This is a genomic window from Ruegeria sp. K5 (assembly GCF_056531805.1).
The window spans coordinates 145,286-166,187 of record NZ_JBQFML010000002.1; the positions used below are offsets into that span (position 1 = coordinate 145,286).

Here is a 20,902-nt window from a genome sequence, read left to right on the forward strand (position 1 = left end):
AAACCGATTCTGCGTCAAGGTTAGCCCATGACACAGGACGCCTTTGCCGAAGCCCCCATGCTGTTCGACACGGACGAAGCACCAGCACAGCCACTGCCGAGTGGCAGGTTGCCGTCATACATCAAGGACCACCGCAAACGACTGCGTGAGCGGTTCATGTCGGGCGGGTCGGCAGCGATGCCGGATTATGAGTTGCTGGAACTGGTCCTGTTCCGCTCGATCCCCCGGCAGGACGTGAAACCCCTGGCGCGGCGGCTGATGGATACGTTCGGGGATTTCAATCGCGTGCTGACCGCGCCCGAAGAACGGCTGCGCCAGATCAAAGGTGTTGGCGAGACAGTGATCACCGACCTGAAAATCCTCGAAGCCTGCGCCCACCGGATGGCCCGCGCGCGGGTGATGCAGCGGCATGTGATTTCCGGATGGGATGCCCTGCTGGACTACTGCCACACCACCATGGCCCATCGCGAGATCGAACAGTTCCGGGTGTTCTATCTGGACCGCAAGAACGTGCTGATCGCGGATGAGGAGCAGGCCAAGGGGACGGTGGATCATGTACCTGTCTATCCGCGCGAGGTCGCGAAACGGGCGTTGGAGCTGAATGCCTCGGCCCTGATACTGGTGCATAATCACCCGTCCGGCGACCCGACTCCGTCTCAGTCGGATATCGACATGACCAACCGGATTCACGATGCCTGCACGGCGCTGGGTCTGACGTTGCATGATCATCTGATCATCGGAAAATCGACCGAGCTGAGTTTTCGGTCCGAGGGGTATTTGTAGGGGGCGTTGCCCCCTTTTGATCCTGCGGGTCAATTCACCCCCACCGTATTTTTTACGAGAAGAAGATGCGGGAGTTACTCGATCCAGATTTCGACACGCCGGTTGACCTTGCGGCCCCATTCAGTGTCATCGCAGGCCATGGGCATGGCCTCGCCAAAGCCTTCGACCGAGATGTCGATACTGTCGGGGATTTCGGTTTCAACCGCAGCCAGGACAGCGTTGCGAACGGTTTGAGCGCGGCGCAGGGCAATGCGGGCATTGGTGGCGGCGGCCCCGTCCCCATCGCTGAAGCCAACAAAGGCCAGCTTGCGCGCGTTCAGGGTGCCGGTCTCCAGCGCCTGTGCCAGATACAGGATGTTCGACCGCGATTGCGCGTCGGGACGGGACGATCCGGGCTCGAACCGAACCGACAGGGACAGGCGGGCCATGGGGCGCAGGGCTTGGATCATGCGCTGGATTTCCTCCAGCCCGACCTCAGCCCCGCCCGAGACGATGGCGTTGGACAGGCGATCCCCTTGCAACCCGATCCGCGTGGTTTCAGGCGCCTGATCCACATACCCGGCTTGCCGGATCGCCATCTGGGCGTCAGCGCTTTGGCTATAGGCCAGAAACTGCCGCGCGATCCGGGGCAGGCGGCGTTCCGGCAGATAGAGGAACATGGGCAGGGTCAGCGGGTAATCTTCGGTCTTGATGGCGTGGCGCGTTGCGGCCAGCCCGTGGCCGCATCCGCCCGTCAGGGGCAGGGCACGGGCGGCATCAGCCGAGGCATGGCTGGTGATCCCAATGGCGAATGAGTCCTTTGCCACCGCCTGCACCAGATCGCTGTTGCGTGCGTGGCGTATTACGCCGGATGTCAGGTCTGTGCCCACGGGTGCCAAAATCTGGTCCTCAACCGCCTGCGCCAGACCAGACCCGGCATCGGGCATATGCAACGCGATCGGCGCGTCGGGCCCGCCCAGATCGGACCAGTTGGTGACCTCACCCGCCAGTACGCGGGCCAGATCAGCCGGAGAAATCTGCGCCGCGATATTGTCTTTGGCCACCACCGGCACGATGGCATCCAGTGCAATGACGCGGGACTGGCGCGCGTGGGTCAGATCGCCCAGCCCGGCCTGTTGGGCCGCATCAACTTCGCCCTCGCGGATTTCGCGCAGGGCCATGATGATGTCGGCGGTGTTTTGGGTCAGGTCGGCAAATCCCTGATCCGTATTGCCTACGCGGAAGAACAGACGGGCCAGCGGGGCCTGCCGGTCGGCCTGAAACAGTTCGTATGCAAAGGTGCGTTCATCCACGCGCTTTGGCGTGGCAGTCAGCCCCTCTTGCCGGGCAAAGCCGATGATCAGCGCGGGCAGAACTGTTTCGGCCATCACGGACGAGCCGGAAAACCGGACCTCGGCCACGAAATCGATCAGGTTCGGGCAAGCGGGGCCGTCGCAGGTGACGCCCGAGCCGTCGACCGTCAGCTCGCCGAACTGAGTGTCCACGCGGTAGAATTCGCCGTCGAAACCCAGCAGGTTGCCAGTGATTTCGACTTTGCCGTCATGCGAGGTGAGCGTGATGTCCTGTGCTGCCGCACCGGTTCCAAGGATTGCGGAAATCAGCGCGGCCACCGCCACACGGAAAAATGTCATAAGAGAGCCGAGCCTGCCTGCGGATTACTTTGCCGCAATTGTCAGGTCTGAGAGCAGATTATTCAACACCAGAAACTCACCGGTTTGCGTGCAGTCCGGCACGGCGAGGCTCAGGTCGCGGGACCGCAGGCGGTTGTCTGCCCGCAATTCGATGGATTGCACGTTCAGATCGCGACCGCAGTTGGTTTCTGTGACCTCGGCCTCGACCGTCAGATCGATGGTTCCGGATTGTTGCGATTGGCCCGCCGGGAAAGAGTAGATCTCGATATTATTGGCGTCGACAAGACCGGTGTGGCCCAGGCTTACGACGCTGCCCGCCCCTGCTGTTGTGCTGTCCGCCCAGACATGGCCGTCACCGCCATAGCTTGCACCAAATTCCAATGCGTGGATCTGCAGGGCCGTATCGCCTTGCCATTGCAGCGCGACGCGGTCGAATTGGTTGATGTCCGGCACATGGGTTGTGGCGACGGTACCGGATTGATCCGGGAACGAGATCAGGAAGATCGCGTATTCCGAAAGCGCCGGGATGGTCACGTTCAGCGCACCGTTTTCGTCGGTGATCTGAGTCACGGTCAGGCCGCTGTGATGAATATTCACCCGTGCGTTGCTTTGGCAGGGGGATTTGATGCTTAGCCGGGCCTGCGCACCGGGTACGGCAATGGCCCGCGCGGTCAGGTTGCAGTTTTGATGCGGTTCTCTGGCCTGCGGTTCAGCGCGCGTGGGTTCAACTGTGACGGTCTTTTGGCCGCTGTCGGCGTCATTGGGGGAGGCAGATGTCAGGACGATGCTGTCCAGCCCTGCCAGAACCGAATTCTGATTGGTCAAAGAGGCAGTATCCTGCGCCCCGTTCGGCTGCGCAGCACTTCCATTTTGCATCAGGTAACCAATCGCCAGGGCACAGGCTACTGTGCCGCACATGGTCACGTAATTCCGTACTACAAACAAGACACCCTCCCCAGTTGAAGGAGCGAGTCGGACATTCGCCCCGAATCGAGGCCAATTTGTGGCCGCGAGACGGACTCATTGTGATTGGTTAACGTTGACGTTAGGTCAGTCTGCCATGGCAATGTTTGAATTTCTTGCCAGACCCGCACGGGCAGGGATCATTGCGCTTTGGATTGCCCCAGGTCGCGGGATCGTTTTCGTCAAAGCCCGGCAACGCATCGCCCGAGGCGGCGGCTTCTGCCTTTGCCTCGGCCTGACCTGCGGCCTGATCGACCGCCTGCTGCGCCTGCGCCTGTTGCGCGGCCATCTGGGCCAGCATTTCCTTTTGCTCTTCCTCGGTCAGCGGGCGTACGCGAGACAGTTGCTGCGATACGGTTTCGCGTAAGGAGTCCAGCATGCCTTCGAACAGTTGGAAGCTTTCGGTCTTGTATTCGTTCAGCGGATCGCGCTGGGCATACCCGCGGAAACCCACGACTGAACGCAGATGCTCCAGCGTCAGCAGATGCTCGCGCCATTTGCTGTCGATGGTTTGCAGCAGGACCTGTTTTTCGATGTTGCGCATGTTCTCGGGGCCAAAGGCCACGGCCTTCTGCGCCATCATCTCATCGGCGGCCTTGATCAGACGCTCGCGGACCTGTTCGTCATCCACGCCTTCCTCGGCGGCCCAGTCCTGAACCGGCGCGTCAATGGTCAGCTTGTCCTTGATCGCCTCGTGCAGACCATCGGTATCCCACTGATCGGCATAGGATTTCGGCGGCATGTATTCGTCGATCAGATCGTCGATCACCTGCTCGCGCATGTCCGACACGATCTCGGACAGGTCGTCTGCGGACATGATCTCGCGCCGTTGGCTAAAGACCACTTTCCGCTGATCGTTCATCACATCGTCGAACTTCAACACGTTCTTGCGCATGTCAAAGTTACGGCCTTCGACCTTGGATTGCGCCCGTTCCAGCGACTTGTTCACCCAGGGGTGGACGATGGCCTCGCCTTCCTTCATGCCCAGCGTGGTCAGCACCTTGTCCAGCCGTTCCGAGCCGAAGATGCGCATCAGGTCGTCTTCGAGGCTCAGGTAGAACACGGTGCGGCCCGGGTCGCCCTGACGGCCCGAGCGGCCGCGCAGCTGGTTGTCGATACGGCGGCTTTCGTGCCGTTCCGAGGCCATGACGTAAAGGCCACCGGCCTCCAGCACCTTCTGTTTCTCTTCAGCATGACGCGCCTCTTCCGCCGCGCGCAGTTCGGCAGGATCGGCCTCGGGGTTCTCGGCCAGCGCCTGCAGAACCTTCATTTCCACGTTGCCGCCCAGCTGAATATCGGTGCCCCGACCGGCCATGTTGGTGGCGATGGTCACCGCGCCATAGCGGCCAGCATCGGCGACGATCTGGGCCTCTTGTTCATGCTGGCGGGCGTTCAGGACGTTGTGTTCGATGCCTTCTTTGGTCAGCATCTGGCTGAGCACTTCGGATTTCTCGATCGAGGTGGTGCCGATCAGCACCGGCTGACCCTTGGCGCTGGCCTCTTTCGCCTCTTTGATGATCGCGCCGTATTTCTCCATCGCGGTGCGATAGACCTGATCGTCCTCGTCCACACGGGCAATCGGCTTGTTGGTCGGCACTTCGACAACGCCCAGGCCGTAGATTTCGGCGAATTCTTCGGCCTCGGTCAGCGCTGTGCCGGTCATGCCGCCCAGCTTGTCATAAAGGCGGAAGTAGTTCTGGAAGGTCACGCTGGCCAGCGTCACGTTTTCGGGCTGGATCTGGACGTTTTCCTTGGCCTCGATGGCCTGATGCAGACCTTCGGACAGGCGGCGACCCGGCATCATTCGGCCGGTGAATTCGTCGATCAACACCACATTGCCGTCACGGACAATGTAATCCTTGTCGCGCTGGAACAGTTTATGCGCGCGCAGACCCTGGTTGACGTGATGCACGACGGTGGTGCTTTCCGGATCATACAGGGAATGGCCTTCAGGGATCAGCCCCGCGTCCAGCAATTGCTGTTCAAGGAACTCGTTTCCCTCATCCGTGAAGGTCACATTGCGGGATTTTTCGTCCAGCGAGAAATGATCGTCATTCAGCGACGGGATCAGCGCATCAATCGCGGTATACAAGTCCGAGCGGTCCTGCGACGGGCCCGAGATGATCAGAGGCGTCCGGGCTTCGTCAATCAGGATCGAGTCGACCTCGTCCACAATCGCAAAGTTATGGTGCTTCTGGTAGATCTCGGCCAGATCGGCCTTCATATTGTCACGCAGATAGTCAAAACCCAGCTCGTTATTGGTGGCATAGGTCACGTCACAGGCATAAGCGGCCTTTTTCTCGGCATCGGGTTGCCCCGACCAGATCACGCCGGTGGTCATACCCACAGCCGCAAACACTTTGCCCATCCACTCGGCATCTCGCTTGGCGAGGTATTCGTTGACCGTGACAACGTGCACGCCCTTACCGGTCAGCGCGTTCAGATAGGCGGGGAAGGTGGCGACCAGTGTCTTGCCCTCACCCGTTTTCATTTCCGAGATGTTGCCCTGATGCAGAAACGCACCGCCCATCAGCTGCACGTCAAAGGCGCGCAGACCCAGTGCGCGCTTGGCCCCTTCGCGCACATTGGCAAAGGCTTCGGGCAGCAGGTCATCCAGGCTTTCGCCATCCAGCGCGCGGTTGCGCAACTCGGCGGTCTTTTCGATCAGCCCTTCGTCGGACAGGTTCTCGAACTCGGGCTCCAGCGCGTTGATCTTTTCGATCAGGGGGCGGGTCGCCTTGATCTTGCGGTCGTTCGGTGTTCCGAACACCTTTTTGGCGAGCGTTCCGAGTCCCAGCATGTTCACTCCAGCGGATCTGTTCTTGTCTTGGTTGCGACAGGCTTGCCCACCTTGCGCGCAACCCATAGATACGGGGGGTGAAAGGCGGCCCTGTCCAAGGCTTCAAAGCGATGTAAGCGGCAGGTTCTGAAGTGTCAACGCTGCGCCCTGTCGCGGCAAAGAAATAGGATTGATCCATGCCCAAAGGCCTCACTTTTCTGCCATCTCTGGCGCTTGCTGCCGTGATGGCCCTGCCGCTGGCCGCCGAAACCAAGCCTGATGCAGGCACTGTGGTCGCCCGCGTGAACGGGGATGAGATCACATTGGGTCACGTCATTGCCATGGCCACGAACCTTCCGGCGCAGTATCAGCAGGCTGAAGATGACGTGCTGTTCGACTTCATCCTTGAACAGCTGATCCAGCAGCAATTGCTGAGCCAGGAACAGGGCGACCTGTCCAAACTGAACGAAATCGCGCTTGAGAATGAGCGTCGCTCGCTGAAAGCGGTGCAGGCGGTCGAGGCCCTGACCGATGCCGCCGTCACGGATGAGGCCATTCGGGCCGCTTATGACGCCCAGTTTGCCGATTTTGCGGGCGAGGATGAGTTCGACGCCAGCCATATCCTGGTAGATACCGAGGAAGAGGCCAAGGTCATCAAATCGCAACTGGACGATGGTGCCGATTTTGCCGAGCTTGCGCGTGAACGGTCCACAGGCCCCTCGGGCCCCAATGGCGGCGCGCTGGGCTGGTTCGGCAAGGGCCAGATGGTGCCCGCATTTGAAGAGGCCGTGATTGGCTTGGAAAAAGGTCAGGTGTCGGATCCGGTTCAAACCCAGTTCGGCTGGCACGTCATCATTCTGAACGACACCCGCAAATCCGAAGCGCCCGAGCTGGACACGATCCGCGATCAGCTGGCTCAGACCATCCAGCAAGAGGCGATTCAGGCCCGCATCGATGAACTGACCCAGCAGGCTCAGATCGAGCGTCCGGCGCTGGAAGGGGCAGGCCCCGAAACGCTGCGCCAGATCGAACTGCTGCAGGAGTAATCTGCCGTGGCCACGATCACCAAGGTTTCGCCGCTGGCCCCGGCCAGTTTCCCCGATCTGCCCGCGATTGACGGTGTGCGCTTTGCCACCGTCGCGGCGGGTGTACGGTATCAGGGTCGCACGGATGTCATGTTGGCCGTTCTGGATCCCGGAACATCTGTGGCAGGCGTATTCACCAAATCCGCCACCCGCGCCGCGCCGGTGCTGGATTGTCAGGACAAGATCGGCGGGCCAAGTGACGGCCCGGCGGCGATCCTTGTGAACTCGGGCAATGCCAACGCCTTCACCGGGCATTACGGCCAGACCTCGGTTTCCGAGGTGACGCAGGCCGTTGCGGATGCCACCGGCGTCCCGGTCAACCGCGTCTTTACCTCGTCCACCGGCGTGATCGGGGAACCCCTGCCGCATGAGCGTATCGTGACCCAGCTTGAGACGCTGAAGGCGGGCCTCAGCCGGCACGCCATCGAAGACGCCGCGAAGGCCATCATGACCACGGATACCTTCCCGAAAGGGGCGTCGGCGCAGGTCGAGATTGATGGCAAAACAGTCTCTATTGCGGGGATTGCGAAGGGTTCCGGCATGATTGCGCCGGATATGGCGACGATGCTGGTCTACGTCTTCACCGACGCACAGGTGGACCAATCGGCCCTGCAGGCGATGCTGGGCGCGCAGACGGATCGGACGTTCAACTGCATCACCGTTGACAGCGATACGTCGACCTCGGACAGCCTGCTGCTGTGTGCTACCGGGGCGTCGGGTGTCGATGCCACCACCAACGCGGCATTTGCCGAAGCGCTGGAACGCGTGATGCTGGATCTGGCGCAGCAAGTGGTGCGTGACGGTGAGGGGGCCACGAAATTCGTGGAAATTCGTGTGGCCGGGGCCGCCTCGGACGCAGACGCCAAGGTACACGGTCTGGCGATTGCCAACTCTCCGCTGGTGAAAACCGCCATCGCGGGCGAGGACCCGAACTGGGGCCGCATTGTCATGGCCATCGGCAAGTCCGGTGCAGCAGCGGATCGTGATCTGCTGAGCATTTCCTTCGGAGACATTCTGGTCGCCGAAAAGGGTTGGGTCAGTCCCGATTACCGCGAGGATGACGCCGCCGCCTATATGAAAGGTCGGGATCTGGTGATTGCCGTCGATCTGGGGCTGGGCGCGGGCAAATCCACCGTCTGGACCTGCGATCTGACCCACGGCTATATCGAGATCAACGCGGATTATCGCTCGTGAAACCGGAGCAATTCCAGCAAAAGTGGAGCCCGGTTTTGCGTCCGGGATTGCGACCATGAAAACTGTATTAGTGTCTGCCGTCGCCCTGATCGACATCGAGGGCCGGGTTCTGCTGGCCCAACGCCCCGAGGGCAAATCGATGGCCGGTCTGTGGGAGTTCCCAGGCGGCAAGATCGAACCCGGCGAAACCCCCGAGGCCGCACTGATCCGCGAATTGCACGAGGAACTGGGCATCGACACCTGGGCCTCCTGCCTCGCGCCGCTGACCTTCGCCAGCCACAGCTATGACGATTTCCACCTGCTGATGCCGCTGTTCGCCTGCCGCAAATGGGAGGGCATCCCGCAGTCGAAAGAAGGGCAGGCGCTGAAATGGGTGCGGGCGAATGACCTGCGGAACTACCCGATGCCTGCGGCGGATGTGCCGTTGATTCCGATCCTGCGGGATTGGTTGTAGTTGCGGGTTGGTGGCAGGTTGTGGTCATTTGTCAGATTTGCGGGACGAAGCCGACCTTCGCTTTACCCGCAACAGCTACCGCCCAATTGGATTGGTGGGCATGGAACAGTGGCGTAAGAGCAGTATACACAACAATCGCCTTCCATGGGTTTCAAAACTGCTTCGCACGACTTGCACTCATAGAACCACTGGCAGGCATCTGTCGGCATTTCTTCGGTTTCGCTGTGTCCACAGTTTGGGCACGTCAGTGTGCTTTCAAGCACCAGAGTTTGGTCCGTCATTGTCTCACATCTGCATAATCAGGAAATCGTTGATCCGGGCCTCGTAGAATACGACAACCCAAGCTAGACCGGTTATCGCGGTCGTTCCCCAAAGCCACCACTTCAACTTTGGTATTAATCCGCGCTGATGAGACACTCGCCAAGTTACCGCGACAAGTACGGTCGAAATCGCCAGCACATAGTAGCTTGCCGCCGCGATCTTCCCGAAGATTGCCATCCAACTGCCGCCCAATCCCAGCAGCATCATCGTCATGGGCAATACGCAGCAAGTTGCGACGCCAAGCGCGGACAGCGATCCCAGGTAACTGAGGCTAAGGTACTTCTGCATTTTTTCTGACGGCCCTTTTCGCGCGGAGTTGTCTAAGTGACATTCTTCCGTATAACTTCTGTAGTCGCTACAGGATCAAGCTGGGGAATCTCACGTGTTTGCGATTGGGGAAGCATCCCGTCAAAGCGGCGTCGGCATTGAAACGATCCGCTACTACGAGCGCGAAGGGATTGTGCCAAAGCCAGCACGGGCACCGAATAACCGGCGGATGTACTCTGCAGATGATATTGGAAGGCTTCGTTTCCTAAAGAAATGCCGCGATTTGGGCTTCTCGCTCGCAGACGCAAAGACGCTACTTAACCTGTCCGAAGGCGATGCCGAGGATTGTCAATCCGTCAAGCAGCTGGCCGAACTCCATATCTTCAACGTGCGTGCAAGGGTAGACGAGCTGAGGCGCTTGGAAGCGGCGTTAGTCGAGCTTACAGCCAACTGTGACAGCGGGAATGTCTCGTGTCCAATGCTCTCTAAGCTGCGCACTGAATAGTGGGCTTTGGGCTCATTGCTTCCATTCCCACAACACCAAAGCAGCACCGTCTTCCGGCGCAGGACACAGATGCCCGAGCATAACCCGGGCACCCTGTCTTCAATCCGAACACCTTACATATTCGGGAAGCAATCCTCGCATTCGCCGTCGCGGTAGACGTCTGCCGTGCAGCAATGCAGACCGCCGCCAAAGGCGTAGGCGTCGCGGAGTTCGACTTCGACCACTTCCATGCCCAGCTTGTCCATCTGTTCGGCCTGATAGACCTCGGACTTTTCGACACAGACGGTTTTTGGGTCCAGTACCAGCACGTTCATCGACAGCCAGGTCGAGGAATAGCACAGCGGCGGCGGCGTGTTGTGGGCGGGTTGGGCGGCGTCCACGATCTCCCAGCCGTTTTTCTCGAACATGCCGCGTTGGTCTTCGGGCAGGCGGCGCTGCGGGTTGTTCAGGATCAGGCCCGGGCGCAGCGGCGTAAACGTCGCGTCGATATGGATCGGATAGGGGTCACCGGGGAAGTTCACTGTGTGGACGCGGTGGTCGGGGAAGTGACGGCGCAGCCACTCGATCCCTTTGAGGTTGGTGGTAAACCCATGCTGGACCACCAGATCGCGGCCAAAACGCAGCACGTCGGCGGCATCGAACAGGGGCTCTTCTTCGGTGGTGACAAAGAACTTCTCGGCCGCCCATTGCAGGCGCTTTTCGACGCCGATTTTGTCGCTGAGGTAATCGGGATGGTAATCCGCATCGGTCAGGCGCGGCTTGGGTGCAGCCTCGTGGCGGAAGTTCGGGTCTTCGTCCCAGTATTGTTGCATCAGGGGGCGATAGTTCAGGTATTCGAACCAGCGGCAGCGGTAGGACATCGTCGCTTCGAGGATTTCGTGCCCAACGGTCAGCAGCACATCGCGCGGGGGCATACAGCCGAACTGGCTTTCGGTGTGAAAATCCGGAGTGGTAGCCGGTTGCGAATGATCAATCGACGTCGGGCGATCCACGCGAATACCGCGCTTGCGCAGTTGATCGGCGAAATTGTCCAGCAACTCGTTGGCCCGGTCGATGGTTTCCTGCGGGCGGCGGCCCCACTGGCCGCGCATGTCGCTGTCCTCGGGCACCTTGGCGTCCAGCGCGGGTTCCTCGGGCGGAATGTGGCAGTCATCCGCGCGGCCCACGATGACGTGGCGCAGGGTGTCCCATTCATTCCAGCTTTTGACTTCGGTTTTGTCGGGGGACCAGGCCATGGCTGTCTCCTGTTGTGGCGGAGATCAGGACGGGGCCCTCAATCTCCTGATTGAAAGTCCCGGCGTACAGGATATGGGGTTCGTCGCTGATTTACCTCTGGCGACGCCATCGCCAAAGAGCTTGACGGGCCACATAGCATTGCTTGCAGGCGTTGGGAAGAAGGGCGTTGCCAAGGTCACCCGGATTGGCGGCACGACCCCTGTTACAATTCGTAAGAATTGAGAAAACATCAGGAAAAAGTTGACGCTGATCGTGCAACCGTCCCTTATCGGGGCGCAGGTGTTCGGGCAACGACCCGGACCCGCCATTTCCGGCCCGGAGGAGGGGCCGGATGGGGAGGAGAGGAAGATTGGCTCAGACGCAGTCGGGCGCTGAGGGGATGCAGTCCCTTCCGGCGCTGTTACACCGCAATGTCACGCAGTTCGGGGATGCCCCGGCGTACCGCGAAAAGGAATTCGGGATCTGGCAATGCTGGACCTGGGCCGAGGCCGCGCGGGAAATCCGCGCCATCGCGCTGGGCTTTCTGGAGCTGGGTGTTGAAAAGGGCGACCATATCGCCGTCATAGGCCGCAACCGCCCGGCGCATTACTGGTCGATGGTCGCCGCACAGATGGTCGGCGCGGTGCCTGTGCCGCTGTATCAGGACTCGGTCGCCGAAGAGATGGCCTATGTGCTGGAACATTGCGGCGCGAAATACGTTGTCTGCGGCGATCAGGAGCAGGTCGACAAGGTCATCGAAATTCAGGAAAACGTGCATCAGGTCAAACACATCCTCTATACCGACAAGCGAGGGATGCGGAAATACGACCATTCCCAGATGAATGCGCTTGAGGACATCATGGCCGAGGGCAGCGCCGGTCACGCGCGGTTTGATGCGGAACTGGACAAGCGTATCTCCGCGATCACCTATGACGACACCTGCGTGATGCTTTATACCTCCGGCACCACCGGCAAGCCCAAGGGCGTGGTGTTGTCGAACCGGAACGTGATCGAAAGCGCCAAGAACTCGGCCGAATTCGATCACCTGACCCGGAACGAAGACATCCTGTCTTATCTGCCGATGGCCTGGGTGGGCGATTTCATCTTTTCCGTTGGTCAGGCCTATTGGTGCGGTTTCTGCGTGAACTGCCCCGAAAGCGCCGACACGATGATGACCGACCTGCGCGAGATCGGGCCAACCTATTTCTTTGCCCCGCCGCGCGTTTTTGAGACTCAGCTGACCAATGTGATGATCCGGATGGAGGATGCGGGCAAGCTGAAGCAGCGCATGTTCCATCACTTCATGGCACATGCCAAGAAGGTTGGTGGCTTGCTGCTGGACGGCAAACCGGTGGGTTTTGGCGACCGGTTGAAATACGCGCTGGGCAATCTGCTGGTTTATGGACCGCTCAAGGACACGCTGGGCTATGGTCGTTTCCGCGTGGGCTATACCGCGGGCGAGGCGATCGGGCCGGAGATTTTCGACTTTTACCGCTCGCTTGGGATCAATCTAAAGCAGCTTTATGGCCAGACCGAAGCGACGGTGTTCATTACCGTGCAGCCGGATGGTGAAGTACGTGCGGATACGGTGGGCGTGCCTGCGCCGGATGTTGAGTTGAAAATCGACGACAGCGGCGAGATTCACTACCGCTCGCCCGGGGTTTTTGTTGAGTATTACAACAACCCGGATTCAACCGCCTCGACCAAGGATGCCGAAGGCTGGGTTGCGACCGGGGATGCGGGGTTCATCGAGGAAGGCAGCGGCCATCTTCGGATCATCGACCGCGCCAAGGACGTTGGCAAAATGGCTGACGGGTCGATGTTTGCGCCGAAATATGTCGAGAACAAGCTGAAATTCTATCCCGACATTCTTGAGGTCGTGCTGTTTGGCAACGGCAAGGATCGCTGCGTGGCGTTCATCAATATCGACCTGACGGCGGTGGGCAACTGGGCAGAGCGCAACAATGTGGCCTATGCGTCCTATCAGGAACTGGCGGGTCATCCCCGTGTGTTAGAGACGATCAAGGCCCATGTGGAAGCGGTGAACAAATCCGTTGCCGCCGATGAGATGCTGTCGGGCTGTCAGGTGCATCGCTTTGTGGTGCTGCACAAGGAACTGGACGCGGATGATGGTGAGATGACCCGGACGCGCAAGGTGCGGCGTCGGTTCGTGGAAGAGAAATTCCAGGACATCATCGATGCGCTTTATGACGGATCCCAGTCGGTCTCGACCACCACCGAGGTGACGTATGAGGACGGTCGCAAGGGCTCGATCAGCGCCACGCTGGAGATTGTCGACGCGCCGGTTGTGCCGGTCGCACAGCATAAGGTGGCGGCGGAATGAGGGCCGTTCGAGCGCCGCTCGACCTGCGGTCATCGCCCCGCCCGCCGTCCCGTTTTTTGTGTCAGGGAGTGACTGATGCTGGATAGTTCCGAAGGATATGTCACCGAAGACGGCCGCAAGATCGGCGGTGTGGTGATGGAGATGAAGAACATCACCCTGCGGTTCGGCGGTGTGGTGGCGATCAAGGATATCTCGTTCGACATTCGCGAGGGTGAAATCCGGGCCATCATCGGGCCGAACGGGGCGGGTAAATCCTCGATGCTGAACGTGATTTCGGGCTTTTATGTCCCGCAGGAAGGCGAGGTCTGGTTTCACGGCGCGAAACGCCCGCCGATGCGCCCCTATGAGGTGGCGCGGCAGGGGATCGCGCGGACGTTCCAGAACATCGCTCTGTTCGAAGGCATGAGCGTGCTGGACAACGTCATGACCGGGCGGCTGAACTATATGAAAACCAACATCCTTCAACAGGCACTGTGGAAGGGCAAGGCCGAGGCGGAAGAGACCGAAAACCGCGAGGCGGTCGAGAAGATCATCGATTTTCTGGAAATCCAGCACATCCGCAAGACACCCGTCGCGCGCCTGCCTTACGGTTTGAAAAAGCGCGTCGAACTGGCGCGCGCGCTGGCCGCCGAGCCCAAGCTGCTGCTGCTGGACGAACCGATGGCGGGGATGAATGTCGAAGAGAAAGAGGACATGAGCCGCTTTATCCTCGACGTGAATGACGAGTTCGGCACCACCATCGCCCTGATTGAGCATGATATGGGCGTGGTGATGGACCTGAGCGACCGGGTGGTCGTGATGGATTACGGCAAGAAGATTGGCGACGGCACACCCGATGAGGTGCGCAACAATCAGGAAGTCATCGACGCTTATCTGGGGGTCAGCCATGACTGATATCCGGGCAGATATTTGGGGAGGCGAGCATGCCTGAACAACTCGTTTTTGCGATGGAGGTCATCCTCAACGGTCTGATGGCCGGGGTGCTTTACGCTCTGGTCGCGCTGGGCTTTGTGCTGATCTACAAGGCGTCGGGGATTTTCAATTATGCCCAAGGGGTTATGGCCCTGTTTGCGGCGATGACACTGGTCGGGATCATGAACGGGCAGGTGCCGTTTGCGCATCTGATCAACGCGATTTTCGGCACCCATATCCACTATTTCGGCTGGAACGTGCCCGCGCTGCTGGCGATCCTGCTGACCATGGCGGTGATGGTCCTGCTGGCCTGGGCGGTGCAACGGTTCGTCATGCGCCATCTGGTCGGGCAGGAACCGATCATCCTGTTCATGGCCACAATCGGTCTGGCCTATTTCCTAGAAGGTGTGGCCGACCTGATGTGGGGGTCCGAGATCAAGACGCTGGATGTGGGGCTGCCGCAGGGCATCAACCTGTGGATTGACGAAACCACTTTTAACATCTTCGACTACGGCTTTTTCATCGACAATCTGGATATTGTGGCAACGGTCATTGCTGCGCTGCTGGTGGCCGCGCTGGTTGCGTTCAGCCAATACACCAAGCAAGGCCGGGCGATGCGCGCGGTGGCCGATGACCATCAGGCGGCGCTGTCGGTGGGGATTTCGCTGAACTTCATCTGGGTCATGGTCTGGTCGGTGGCCGGGTTCGTGGCGCTGGTCGCGGGGATCATGTGGGGCACCAAATCGGGCGTGCAGTTCTCGCTGTCGCTGATCGCGCTCAAGGCGTTGCCGGTGCTGATGCTGGGCGGGTTCACCTCGATCCCCGGGGCCATCGTTGGCGGGCTGATCATCGGCGTGGGTGAGAAGCTGTTCGAGTTTGCGCTGGGCCCCGCATTGGGCGGCGCGACCGAGAACTGGTTTGCCTATGTGCTGGCGCTGATCTTCCTTGTCTTCCGGCCGCAGGGCCTGTTCGGCGAGAAGATCATTGAGAGGGTGTAGGCCGTGCAAAAGCTGATCGCCATCATCAACGTGATCGCATGGGCTGGCTTCTGGGCTTTTGGCTATATCGCCATCACCGCCGAAGGCCTGACGGACGCTCAGTTGGTGGTCGCAGCGATCCTGGCCTTTGTCGGGCTGGTTACCGGCATCATGGCCTACATGAAACTGGTGCGTTCGTCCGAGGCGAGCGGATACGCCAAGGGATCAAAACAACTGGACGCCGCGACCCGGAACCGGGCGCAGGAAGAATGGGGAAAGTAAGATATGTTCTATCGTGAGGCCGGAGATTTCAAAACCTCCTATGTCGCTGACAGCCAGACTTTCCCGATCAAGTTTGACCGGTATCGGTACTACGTCGTGCTGGCGGTGGCGTTCGGGATCATTCCGTTCATCATCAACGATTACTGGGCCAACGCCCTGCTGCTGCCGTTCCTGATCTATGCCATCGCGGCCATCGGGCTGAACATTCTGGTGGGCTATTGCGGGCAGGTGTCATTGGGTACCGGCGGGTTCATGGCTGTGGGGGCTTATGCCTGCTACAAGCTGATGACCGCCTTTCCCGATGTCAGCATGTTCATCCATGTGCTGCTTGCGGGCGGGATCACCGCCATCGTCGGTGTGCTGTTCGGCCTGCCAAGCTTGCGGATCAAAGGGTTCTATCTGGCGGTGGCCACACTGGCGGCGCAGTTCTTTCTGGTGTGGCTGTTCAACCGGGTGCCGTGGTTCTACAACTACTCGGCCTCGGGCCAGATCAACGCGCCCGAGCGGGACGTGTTCGGGATCATCATCACCGGACCCAATGCTCCGGCCTGGGCCACCTATCTGTTCTGCCTGATCTTCCTGACTGTGTCCGCCATCATCGCCCGCAACCTGACGCGCGGCACCACGGGGCGCACCTGGATGGCGATCCGCGACATGGACATCGCGGCCGAGATCATCGGGGTGAACCCGCTCAAGGCCAAGATCAGCGCCTTTGCCGTCAGCTCTTTCTTTGTCGGCATTGCGGGTGCGCTGTTCTTTGCGGTCTATCTGGGCGCGGTCGAAGTGGGCGAAGTGTTCGGTATCCAGAAGTCGTTCCTGGTGCTGTTCATGGTGATTATCGGCGGGTTAGGATCGATTTTCGGGTCTTTCGCAGGCGCGGCCTTCCTTGTACTGCTGCCGGTGGTGTTGAAGGTGGTCGGCGTCGATGTGCTGGGCTGGCCCACGGATATTGTGGCGCACCTGAACCTCGTGATCGTGGGTGCGCTGATCATCATGTTCCTGATCCTTGAACCGCACGGGCTGGCACAGCTGTGGCGCGTGGCGAAAGAGAAACTCAGACTCTGGCCGTTCCCGCACTAAGGGGCTGGCCCAATCAAAAAGACGGGCGGAAAGCCCGAAACCAACATCGGACCAACCAAGGGAGGAGACACCCGATGAACAAGAAACTGGCAACCCTGGCGCTGGGCGCTGTGATGGCCGCAGGTCCGGTCATGGCCGACCTTGTGTTCCCGTCGCTCAGCTATCGGACCGGACCTTATGCGGCAGGCGGTATTCCGTTTGCGGATGGCTATGCCGACTATTTCACCCTGCTGAACGAGCGCGATGGTGGCATCGGAGGTGTCCCAGCCCGCGTGATCGAATGCGAAACCGGCTATAACACCGAAAAAGGCGTGGAATGCTATGAATCGACCAAGGGCGAAGGCGCGCTGGTCTATCAGCCGCTGTCGACCGGGATTACCTATCAGCTGATCCCCAAAGTGACCGCAGATGGAATTCCGCTGCACACGATGGGCTATGGCCGCACCTCGGCCGCGAACGGCAAGGTGTTCAGCCATGTGTTCAACTATCCGGCCAACTATTGGAACGGTGCGTCGGGCGCGATCAACTATCTGCTGGACGAGAATGGCGGTGACCTGAACGGCAAGAAAATTGCGCTGGTCTATCACAACTCGGCTTACGGCAAGGAACCGATCCGCACGCTGGAAACACTGGCCGAAAAGCATGGCTATGACCTGACCCTGCTGCCCGTTGACCATCCGGGGCAAGAGCAAAAGTCGCAGTGGCTGCAGATCCGCCGTGAAAAGCCCGATTATGTGATCATGTGGGGCTGGGGCGTGATGAACCAGGTTGCCGTACAAGAGGCCGCCAATATCCGCTTCCCGATGGAAAACTTCATCGGCGTCTGGTGGTCTGGCGCTGAATTCGACGTGGAACCTGCGGGTGATAAAGCCACTGGCTACAAGGCGCTGACCTTCACCGGTCTCGGCATGGACTATCCGGTCTATGACGACCTGCAGAAATATGTCGTCGATGCGGGCAAAGCGGCAGGCGCAGGTGATCAGCTTGGTACGGTTCAGTACAACCGTGGTCTCTATGCTGCGATGCTGGCTGCCGAGGCGGTGAAGACTGCGCAGGACATGCACGGAACTGCTGAAATCGACGCGTCGATGATGCGCGATGGCATGGAGGCACTGGAAATCACCAGCGCCAAGATGGAAGGCTTGGGCATGTCGGGCTTCGGGCCTGAATTCTCGGTCAGCTGTGACAACCATGGTGGCCCCGGCCTGGTCGGCGTCGTGCAGTGGGATGCCGCCGCAGGAACCTGGAATTCGGTTCAGGACTTCAAGCCTACCGATGTCGAGGTGATCAACGCGCTGATCGAGGAAGACTCGGCCGCTTATGCCGCCGAAAACAACATCGAAGGGCGTTGCGAATAAGCGACCCCCTGTCCCGGTCCTGATCCGGGGCGCTGAAAATCCGGAGCGGCGGTTGCACTGCCGCTCCTCACGAACAGCTCCTACGGGGGCAGGCACGAGGACACGCGCTGATGCTTGATGCGGCACACACCACCGAAGTGCAGGCAGAAACCCTGCTTGAGGTCAACAATATCGAGGTGATCTACAACCATGTGATCCTTGTGCTGAAAGGCGTCAGCCTGACCGTGCCCAAGGGCGGTATCACGGCTTTGCTGGGTGGCAATGGTGCGGGTAAGACAACGACGCTCAAGGCCGTATCGAACCTGCTGCATTCGGAACGGGGCGAGGTCACCAAGGGCTCGATCAAATATCGCGGCCAAAGCGTGCATGAAAGCGACCCTGCCGATCTGGTGGAAAAGGGCGTCATCCAGGTGATGGAAGGCCGCCACTGTTTCGAACACCTGACGGTCGAGGAAAACCTGTTGACCGGGGCCTATACCCGTAAAGACGGCAATGCCGCGATCCAACAGGATCTGGAACTGGTCTATAGTTATTTCCCCCGTCTGAAAGAACGCCGCAAATCCCAAGCCGGTTATACCTCGGGCGGGGAACAGCAGATGGTGGCGATGGGCCGGGCGCTGATGTCACGACCCGAGACGATCCTGCTGGACGAACCCTCGATGGGTCTGGCGCCGCAACTGGTCGAAGAGATTTTCGGCATCGTGAAGGATTTGAACGAAAAAGAGGGCGTGTCTTTCCTGCTGGCCGAACAGAACACCAACGTGGCGCTGCGCTTTGCCCATTACGGCTACATTCTGGAATCGGGCCGCGTGGTGATGGACGGCCCCGCCGCCGAGCTGCGCGAGAACCCGGATGTGAAAGAATTCTACCTTGGCATGTCCGAGGAAGGCCGCAAGAGCTTTCGCGACGTCCGCTCGTACCGTCGCCGCAAGCGGTGGTTGTGATCTGATGGAGGATATGGCGATGACCTATTTCGACACACTCGAAACGCGCTCAGCCGACGAACGCGCCTCGGATCAGGCCGCCGCTTTGCGCGCGCAGCTGGAACGGGCGAAATCTTCTCCGGGCTTTACGGCGCATCTGGCAGGAAAAGACACTAATAAGGTAGAATCTGCGGATGATCTGCCCATGTTGCCAGTGCTGCGCAAATCGGACCTGACCCGCGCGCAAGCCAGTCGTCCGCCTTTTGGCGGCTTCACGGTGAAACCGGCGCGGCACTTTCATCACGTGTTCCAATCCCCCGGCCCGATTTACGAGCCGGGCAGCACCGATCACGATTGGTGGCGCATGGGGCGGTTCCTGAACGCAGTGGGTGTTGGGGCTGGCGATATCGTTCAGAACTGTTTCGGCTATCACCTGACACCTGCGGGCATGATCTTTGAAAACGGCGCACGTGCGGTTGGCGCCGCGGTTCTGCCCGCCGGAACCGGCCAGACCGAATTGCAGGTCACAGCGGCGCGCGATGTCGGATGCACCGCTTATGCGGGCACGCCGGACTATCTGAAGGTCATTCTGGACAAGGCGGACGCGATGGGCGTTGCGCTGAACTTCTCGAAGGCGGCAGTGGGGGGCGGTGCGCTGTTCCCGTCGCTACGTCAGGAATATGCGGATCGCGGGATTTCCTGCCTGCAATGCTATGCCACGGCTGATCTGGGCAATGTCGCCTATGAAAGCGCTGCGATGGAAGGAATGATCATTGACGAGCATGTCATCGTCGAGATCGTGACCCCCGGAACCGGCATTCCTGTGGCCATTGGTGAAGTGGGTGAGGTTGTCGTGACCTCGCTGAACCCCGACTATCCCCTGATCCGGTTCGCGACCGGAGACCTGTCGGCGCTGATGCCCGGCGTCTCGCCCTGCGGTCGGACCAATATGCGGATCAAGGGCTGGATGGGCCGTGCCGATCAGACCACCAAGATCAAGGGCATGTTCGTGCGGCCCGAACAGGTGGCGGCTCTGGTCGAAAAACACGACGAGATCGTCAAAGCTCGCGTGATCGCCGCGCGTCAGGGCGAGATGGACACCATGACCGTCCAGATCGAAAGCCCGGGCGGGGATGACACGGCCTATGCCAAATCGGTCGCCGAGGTGCTGAAACTGAAAGGCGCCATCGAGGTTGTCGCCCCCGGATCGCTGCCGAAAGACGGTTTGGTGATCGAGGATCAGCGGGTTTATGAATGACACCCGCGTAAGGCGAGGTTTTCTTCGCCTTACGTTTGACGAACTCATTTGGTGTTCAGAACGCTGGTTACCAATTCCGGATGGCCATTGTTCCTAAGCAATATCCCGGAATGTAGGCTGTAGGCGCCGAAAGTTCTCAAAGGGTGAATGCTCCACTGAAATTCCCTCTTTGGAATGCGACCGTTGATCAAAACTCCCTCTCCGTCGTACTTATATGATGCCCACATAATTTTTCGCGAATAGGCAATAGGATTGGACACATGGAAGCCGCTGGCCTTCATCCAACTGATCAGTTTGTTTGGGCTCGACAGGTGCTGGGCGACGGCGATCAAGCAATAGTCCAATTCTTCCAGAAATCTGATCTTTTGCCAGTTTAGGGTCGAATTTTCCAAAGTCTCATCCTCTGCTACCAAGCATGCTTTCGCGAATTCGGTGTCGACGATTGTTTCTGCCCGCACTGGAAAGCCCGCCAGCGCTAATATCGACATGGTCAGAAAAACTCGGCAGGGCATTGCATATCCAATCTTGGCGTAATGCCTCAGCCGAACAGAAGCGTTGTCCGGCAGCAAGT

At 59.6% G+C, this 20,902-nt stretch carries 20 protein-coding genes; 13 read left to right on the plus strand and 7 right to left on the minus strand.

Features of this window, described 5'->3' with window-relative positions:
• The first annotated feature begins 27 nt into the window (after nt 1-27).
• Complete coding sequence (gene radC / locus ACR0MO_RS10125; protein WP_170453408.1) at nt 28-783, plus strand: RadC family protein; 756 nt, start codon at nt 28-30, stop codon at nt 781-783.
• Between the two features lie 74 nt (nt 784-857).
• Here radC and ACR0MO_RS10130 read toward each other — a convergent pair whose 3' ends face one another.
• The 3 genes from ACR0MO_RS10130 to secA all read right to left on the minus strand — a co-directional run bounded on the left by ACR0MO_RS10130 (nt 858) and on the right by secA (nt 6,177).
• On the minus strand, nt 858-2,414 hold the full coding sequence (locus tag ACR0MO_RS10130) for a phosphate ABC transporter substrate-binding/OmpA family protein (RefSeq protein WP_480891049.1): 1,557 nt from the start codon (nt 2,412-2,414) through the stop codon (nt 858-860).
• A 24-nt stretch (nt 2,415-2,438) separates the two neighbouring features.
• The gene (locus ACR0MO_RS10135; protein WP_480626498.1) at nt 2,439-3,359 is read right to left on the minus strand and encodes a hypothetical protein; all 921 of its coding nucleotides are present in this window, start codon (nt 3,357-3,359) and stop codon (nt 2,439-2,441) included.
• Between the two features lie 100 nt (nt 3,360-3,459).
• A complete protein-coding gene (secA, locus tag ACR0MO_RS10140; RefSeq protein ID WP_480891051.1) occupies nt 3,460-6,177 on the minus strand; it encodes a preprotein translocase subunit SecA in 2,718 nt (905 codons plus the stop codon).
• A 176-nt stretch (nt 6,178-6,353) separates the two neighbouring features.
• Between secA and ACR0MO_RS10145 the strand changes: the two genes are divergently transcribed.
• The 3 genes from ACR0MO_RS10145 to mutT are packed head-to-tail and all read left to right on the plus strand — an operon-like array spanning nt 6,354 to nt 8,889.
• Entirely contained in the window at nt 6,354-7,202 is an 849-nt protein-coding gene (locus tag ACR0MO_RS10145) for a peptidylprolyl isomerase (protein ID WP_170453412.1), read from the plus strand.
• Between the two features lie 6 nt (nt 7,203-7,208).
• Entirely contained in the window at nt 7,209-8,435 is a 1,227-nt protein-coding gene (gene argJ, locus ACR0MO_RS10150; RefSeq protein WP_480891053.1) for a bifunctional glutamate N-acetyltransferase/amino-acid acetyltransferase ArgJ, read from the plus strand.
• Between the two features lie 55 nt (nt 8,436-8,490).
• Nucleotides 8,491-8,889: an 8-oxo-dGTP diphosphatase MutT gene (gene mutT / locus ACR0MO_RS10155; protein ID WP_170334201.1), complete on the plus strand. Its 399-nt coding sequence runs from the start codon at nt 8,491-8,493 to the stop codon at nt 8,887-8,889.
• A 62-nt stretch (nt 8,890-8,951) separates the two neighbouring features.
• Here mutT and ACR0MO_RS10160 read toward each other — a convergent pair whose 3' ends face one another.
• Together ACR0MO_RS10160 and ACR0MO_RS10165 are read right to left on the minus strand one after the other, a co-directional pair.
• On the minus strand, nt 8,952-9,170 hold the full coding sequence (locus ACR0MO_RS10160; RefSeq protein ID WP_480626501.1) for a GDCCVxC domain-containing (seleno)protein: 219 nt from the start codon (nt 9,168-9,170) through the stop codon (nt 8,952-8,954).
• Nucleotides 9,171-9,174: 4 nt separating this feature from the next.
• Nucleotides 9,175-9,498, minus strand: a complete 324-nt coding sequence (locus ACR0MO_RS10165; protein WP_170520999.1) for a hypothetical protein — start codon at nt 9,496-9,498, stop codon at nt 9,175-9,177.
• Between the two features lie 94 nt (nt 9,499-9,592).
• On the opposite strand from ACR0MO_RS10165, the gene ACR0MO_RS10170 reads away from it, so the two are divergent.
• On the plus strand, nt 9,593-9,982 hold the full coding sequence (locus ACR0MO_RS10170) for a MerR family transcriptional regulator (RefSeq protein ID WP_170623440.1): 390 nt from the start codon (nt 9,593-9,595) through the stop codon (nt 9,980-9,982).
• A 113-nt stretch (nt 9,983-10,095) separates the two neighbouring features.
• On the opposite strand, the gene ACR0MO_RS10175 is transcribed toward ACR0MO_RS10170, so the two are convergent.
• Nucleotides 10,096-11,217, minus strand: coding sequence for a serine/threonine protein kinase (locus ACR0MO_RS10175; RefSeq protein WP_480891058.1), 1,122 nt, complete (start codon nt 11,215-11,217; stop codon nt 10,096-10,098).
• A 380-nt stretch (nt 11,218-11,597) separates the two neighbouring features.
• Here ACR0MO_RS10175 and ACR0MO_RS10180 point away from each other — a divergent pair, with 380 nt between their 5' ends.
• The 8 genes from ACR0MO_RS10180 (at nt 11,598) to ACR0MO_RS10215 (ending at nt 20,331) form a co-directional block, all read left to right on the plus strand.
• On the plus strand, nt 11,598-13,541 hold the full coding sequence (locus ACR0MO_RS10180; protein WP_480583905.1) for an AMP-binding protein: 1,944 nt from the start codon (nt 11,598-11,600) through the stop codon (nt 13,539-13,541).
• A gap of 75 nt (nt 13,542-13,616) precedes the next feature.
• The gene (locus tag ACR0MO_RS10185) at nt 13,617-14,435 is read left to right on the plus strand and encodes an ABC transporter ATP-binding protein (protein ID WP_170453417.1); all 819 of its coding nucleotides are present in this window, start codon (nt 13,617-13,619) and stop codon (nt 14,433-14,435) included.
• Nucleotides 14,436-14,464: 29 nt separating this feature from the next.
• Nucleotides 14,465-15,451: a branched-chain amino acid ABC transporter permease gene (locus tag ACR0MO_RS10190; protein ID WP_170521005.1), complete on the plus strand. Its 987-nt coding sequence runs from the start codon at nt 14,465-14,467 to the stop codon at nt 15,449-15,451.
• A gap of 3 nt (nt 15,452-15,454) precedes the next feature.
• Nucleotides 15,455-15,712 (plus strand): hypothetical protein, encoded by a 258-nt coding sequence (locus ACR0MO_RS10195; RefSeq protein WP_170521007.1) that lies wholly within the window; start codon nt 15,455-15,457, stop codon nt 15,710-15,712.
• A gap of 3 nt (nt 15,713-15,715) precedes the next feature.
• On the plus strand, nt 15,716-16,792 hold the full coding sequence (locus tag ACR0MO_RS10200) for a branched-chain amino acid ABC transporter permease (protein WP_170453420.1): 1,077 nt from the start codon (nt 15,716-15,718) through the stop codon (nt 16,790-16,792).
• 74 nt (nt 16,793-16,866) lie between these two features.
• Entirely contained in the window at nt 16,867-18,150 is a 1,284-nt protein-coding gene (locus ACR0MO_RS10205) for an ABC transporter substrate-binding protein (protein WP_170453421.1), read from the plus strand.
• 110 nt (nt 18,151-18,260) lie between these two features.
• Entirely contained in the window at nt 18,261-19,094 is an 834-nt protein-coding gene (locus tag ACR0MO_RS10210; protein ID WP_170453422.1) for an ABC transporter ATP-binding protein, read from the plus strand.
• Nucleotides 19,095-19,113: 19 nt separating this feature from the next.
• Nucleotides 19,114-20,331 carry an acyl-CoA synthetase family protein gene (locus ACR0MO_RS10215; protein ID WP_170453423.1) on the plus strand — a complete coding sequence of 406 codons (1,218 nt, stop codon included), beginning with the start codon at nt 19,114-19,116 and terminating at the stop codon, nt 20,329-20,331.
• A 44-nt stretch (nt 20,332-20,375) separates the two neighbouring features.
• Here the strand turns inward: ACR0MO_RS10215 and ACR0MO_RS10220 are convergent, their stop codons facing one another.
• On the minus strand, nt 20,376-20,900 hold the full coding sequence (locus ACR0MO_RS10220) for a hypothetical protein (protein ID WP_480583418.1): 525 nt from the start codon (nt 20,898-20,900) through the stop codon (nt 20,376-20,378).
• Nucleotides 20,901-20,902: the final 2 nt, after the last annotated feature.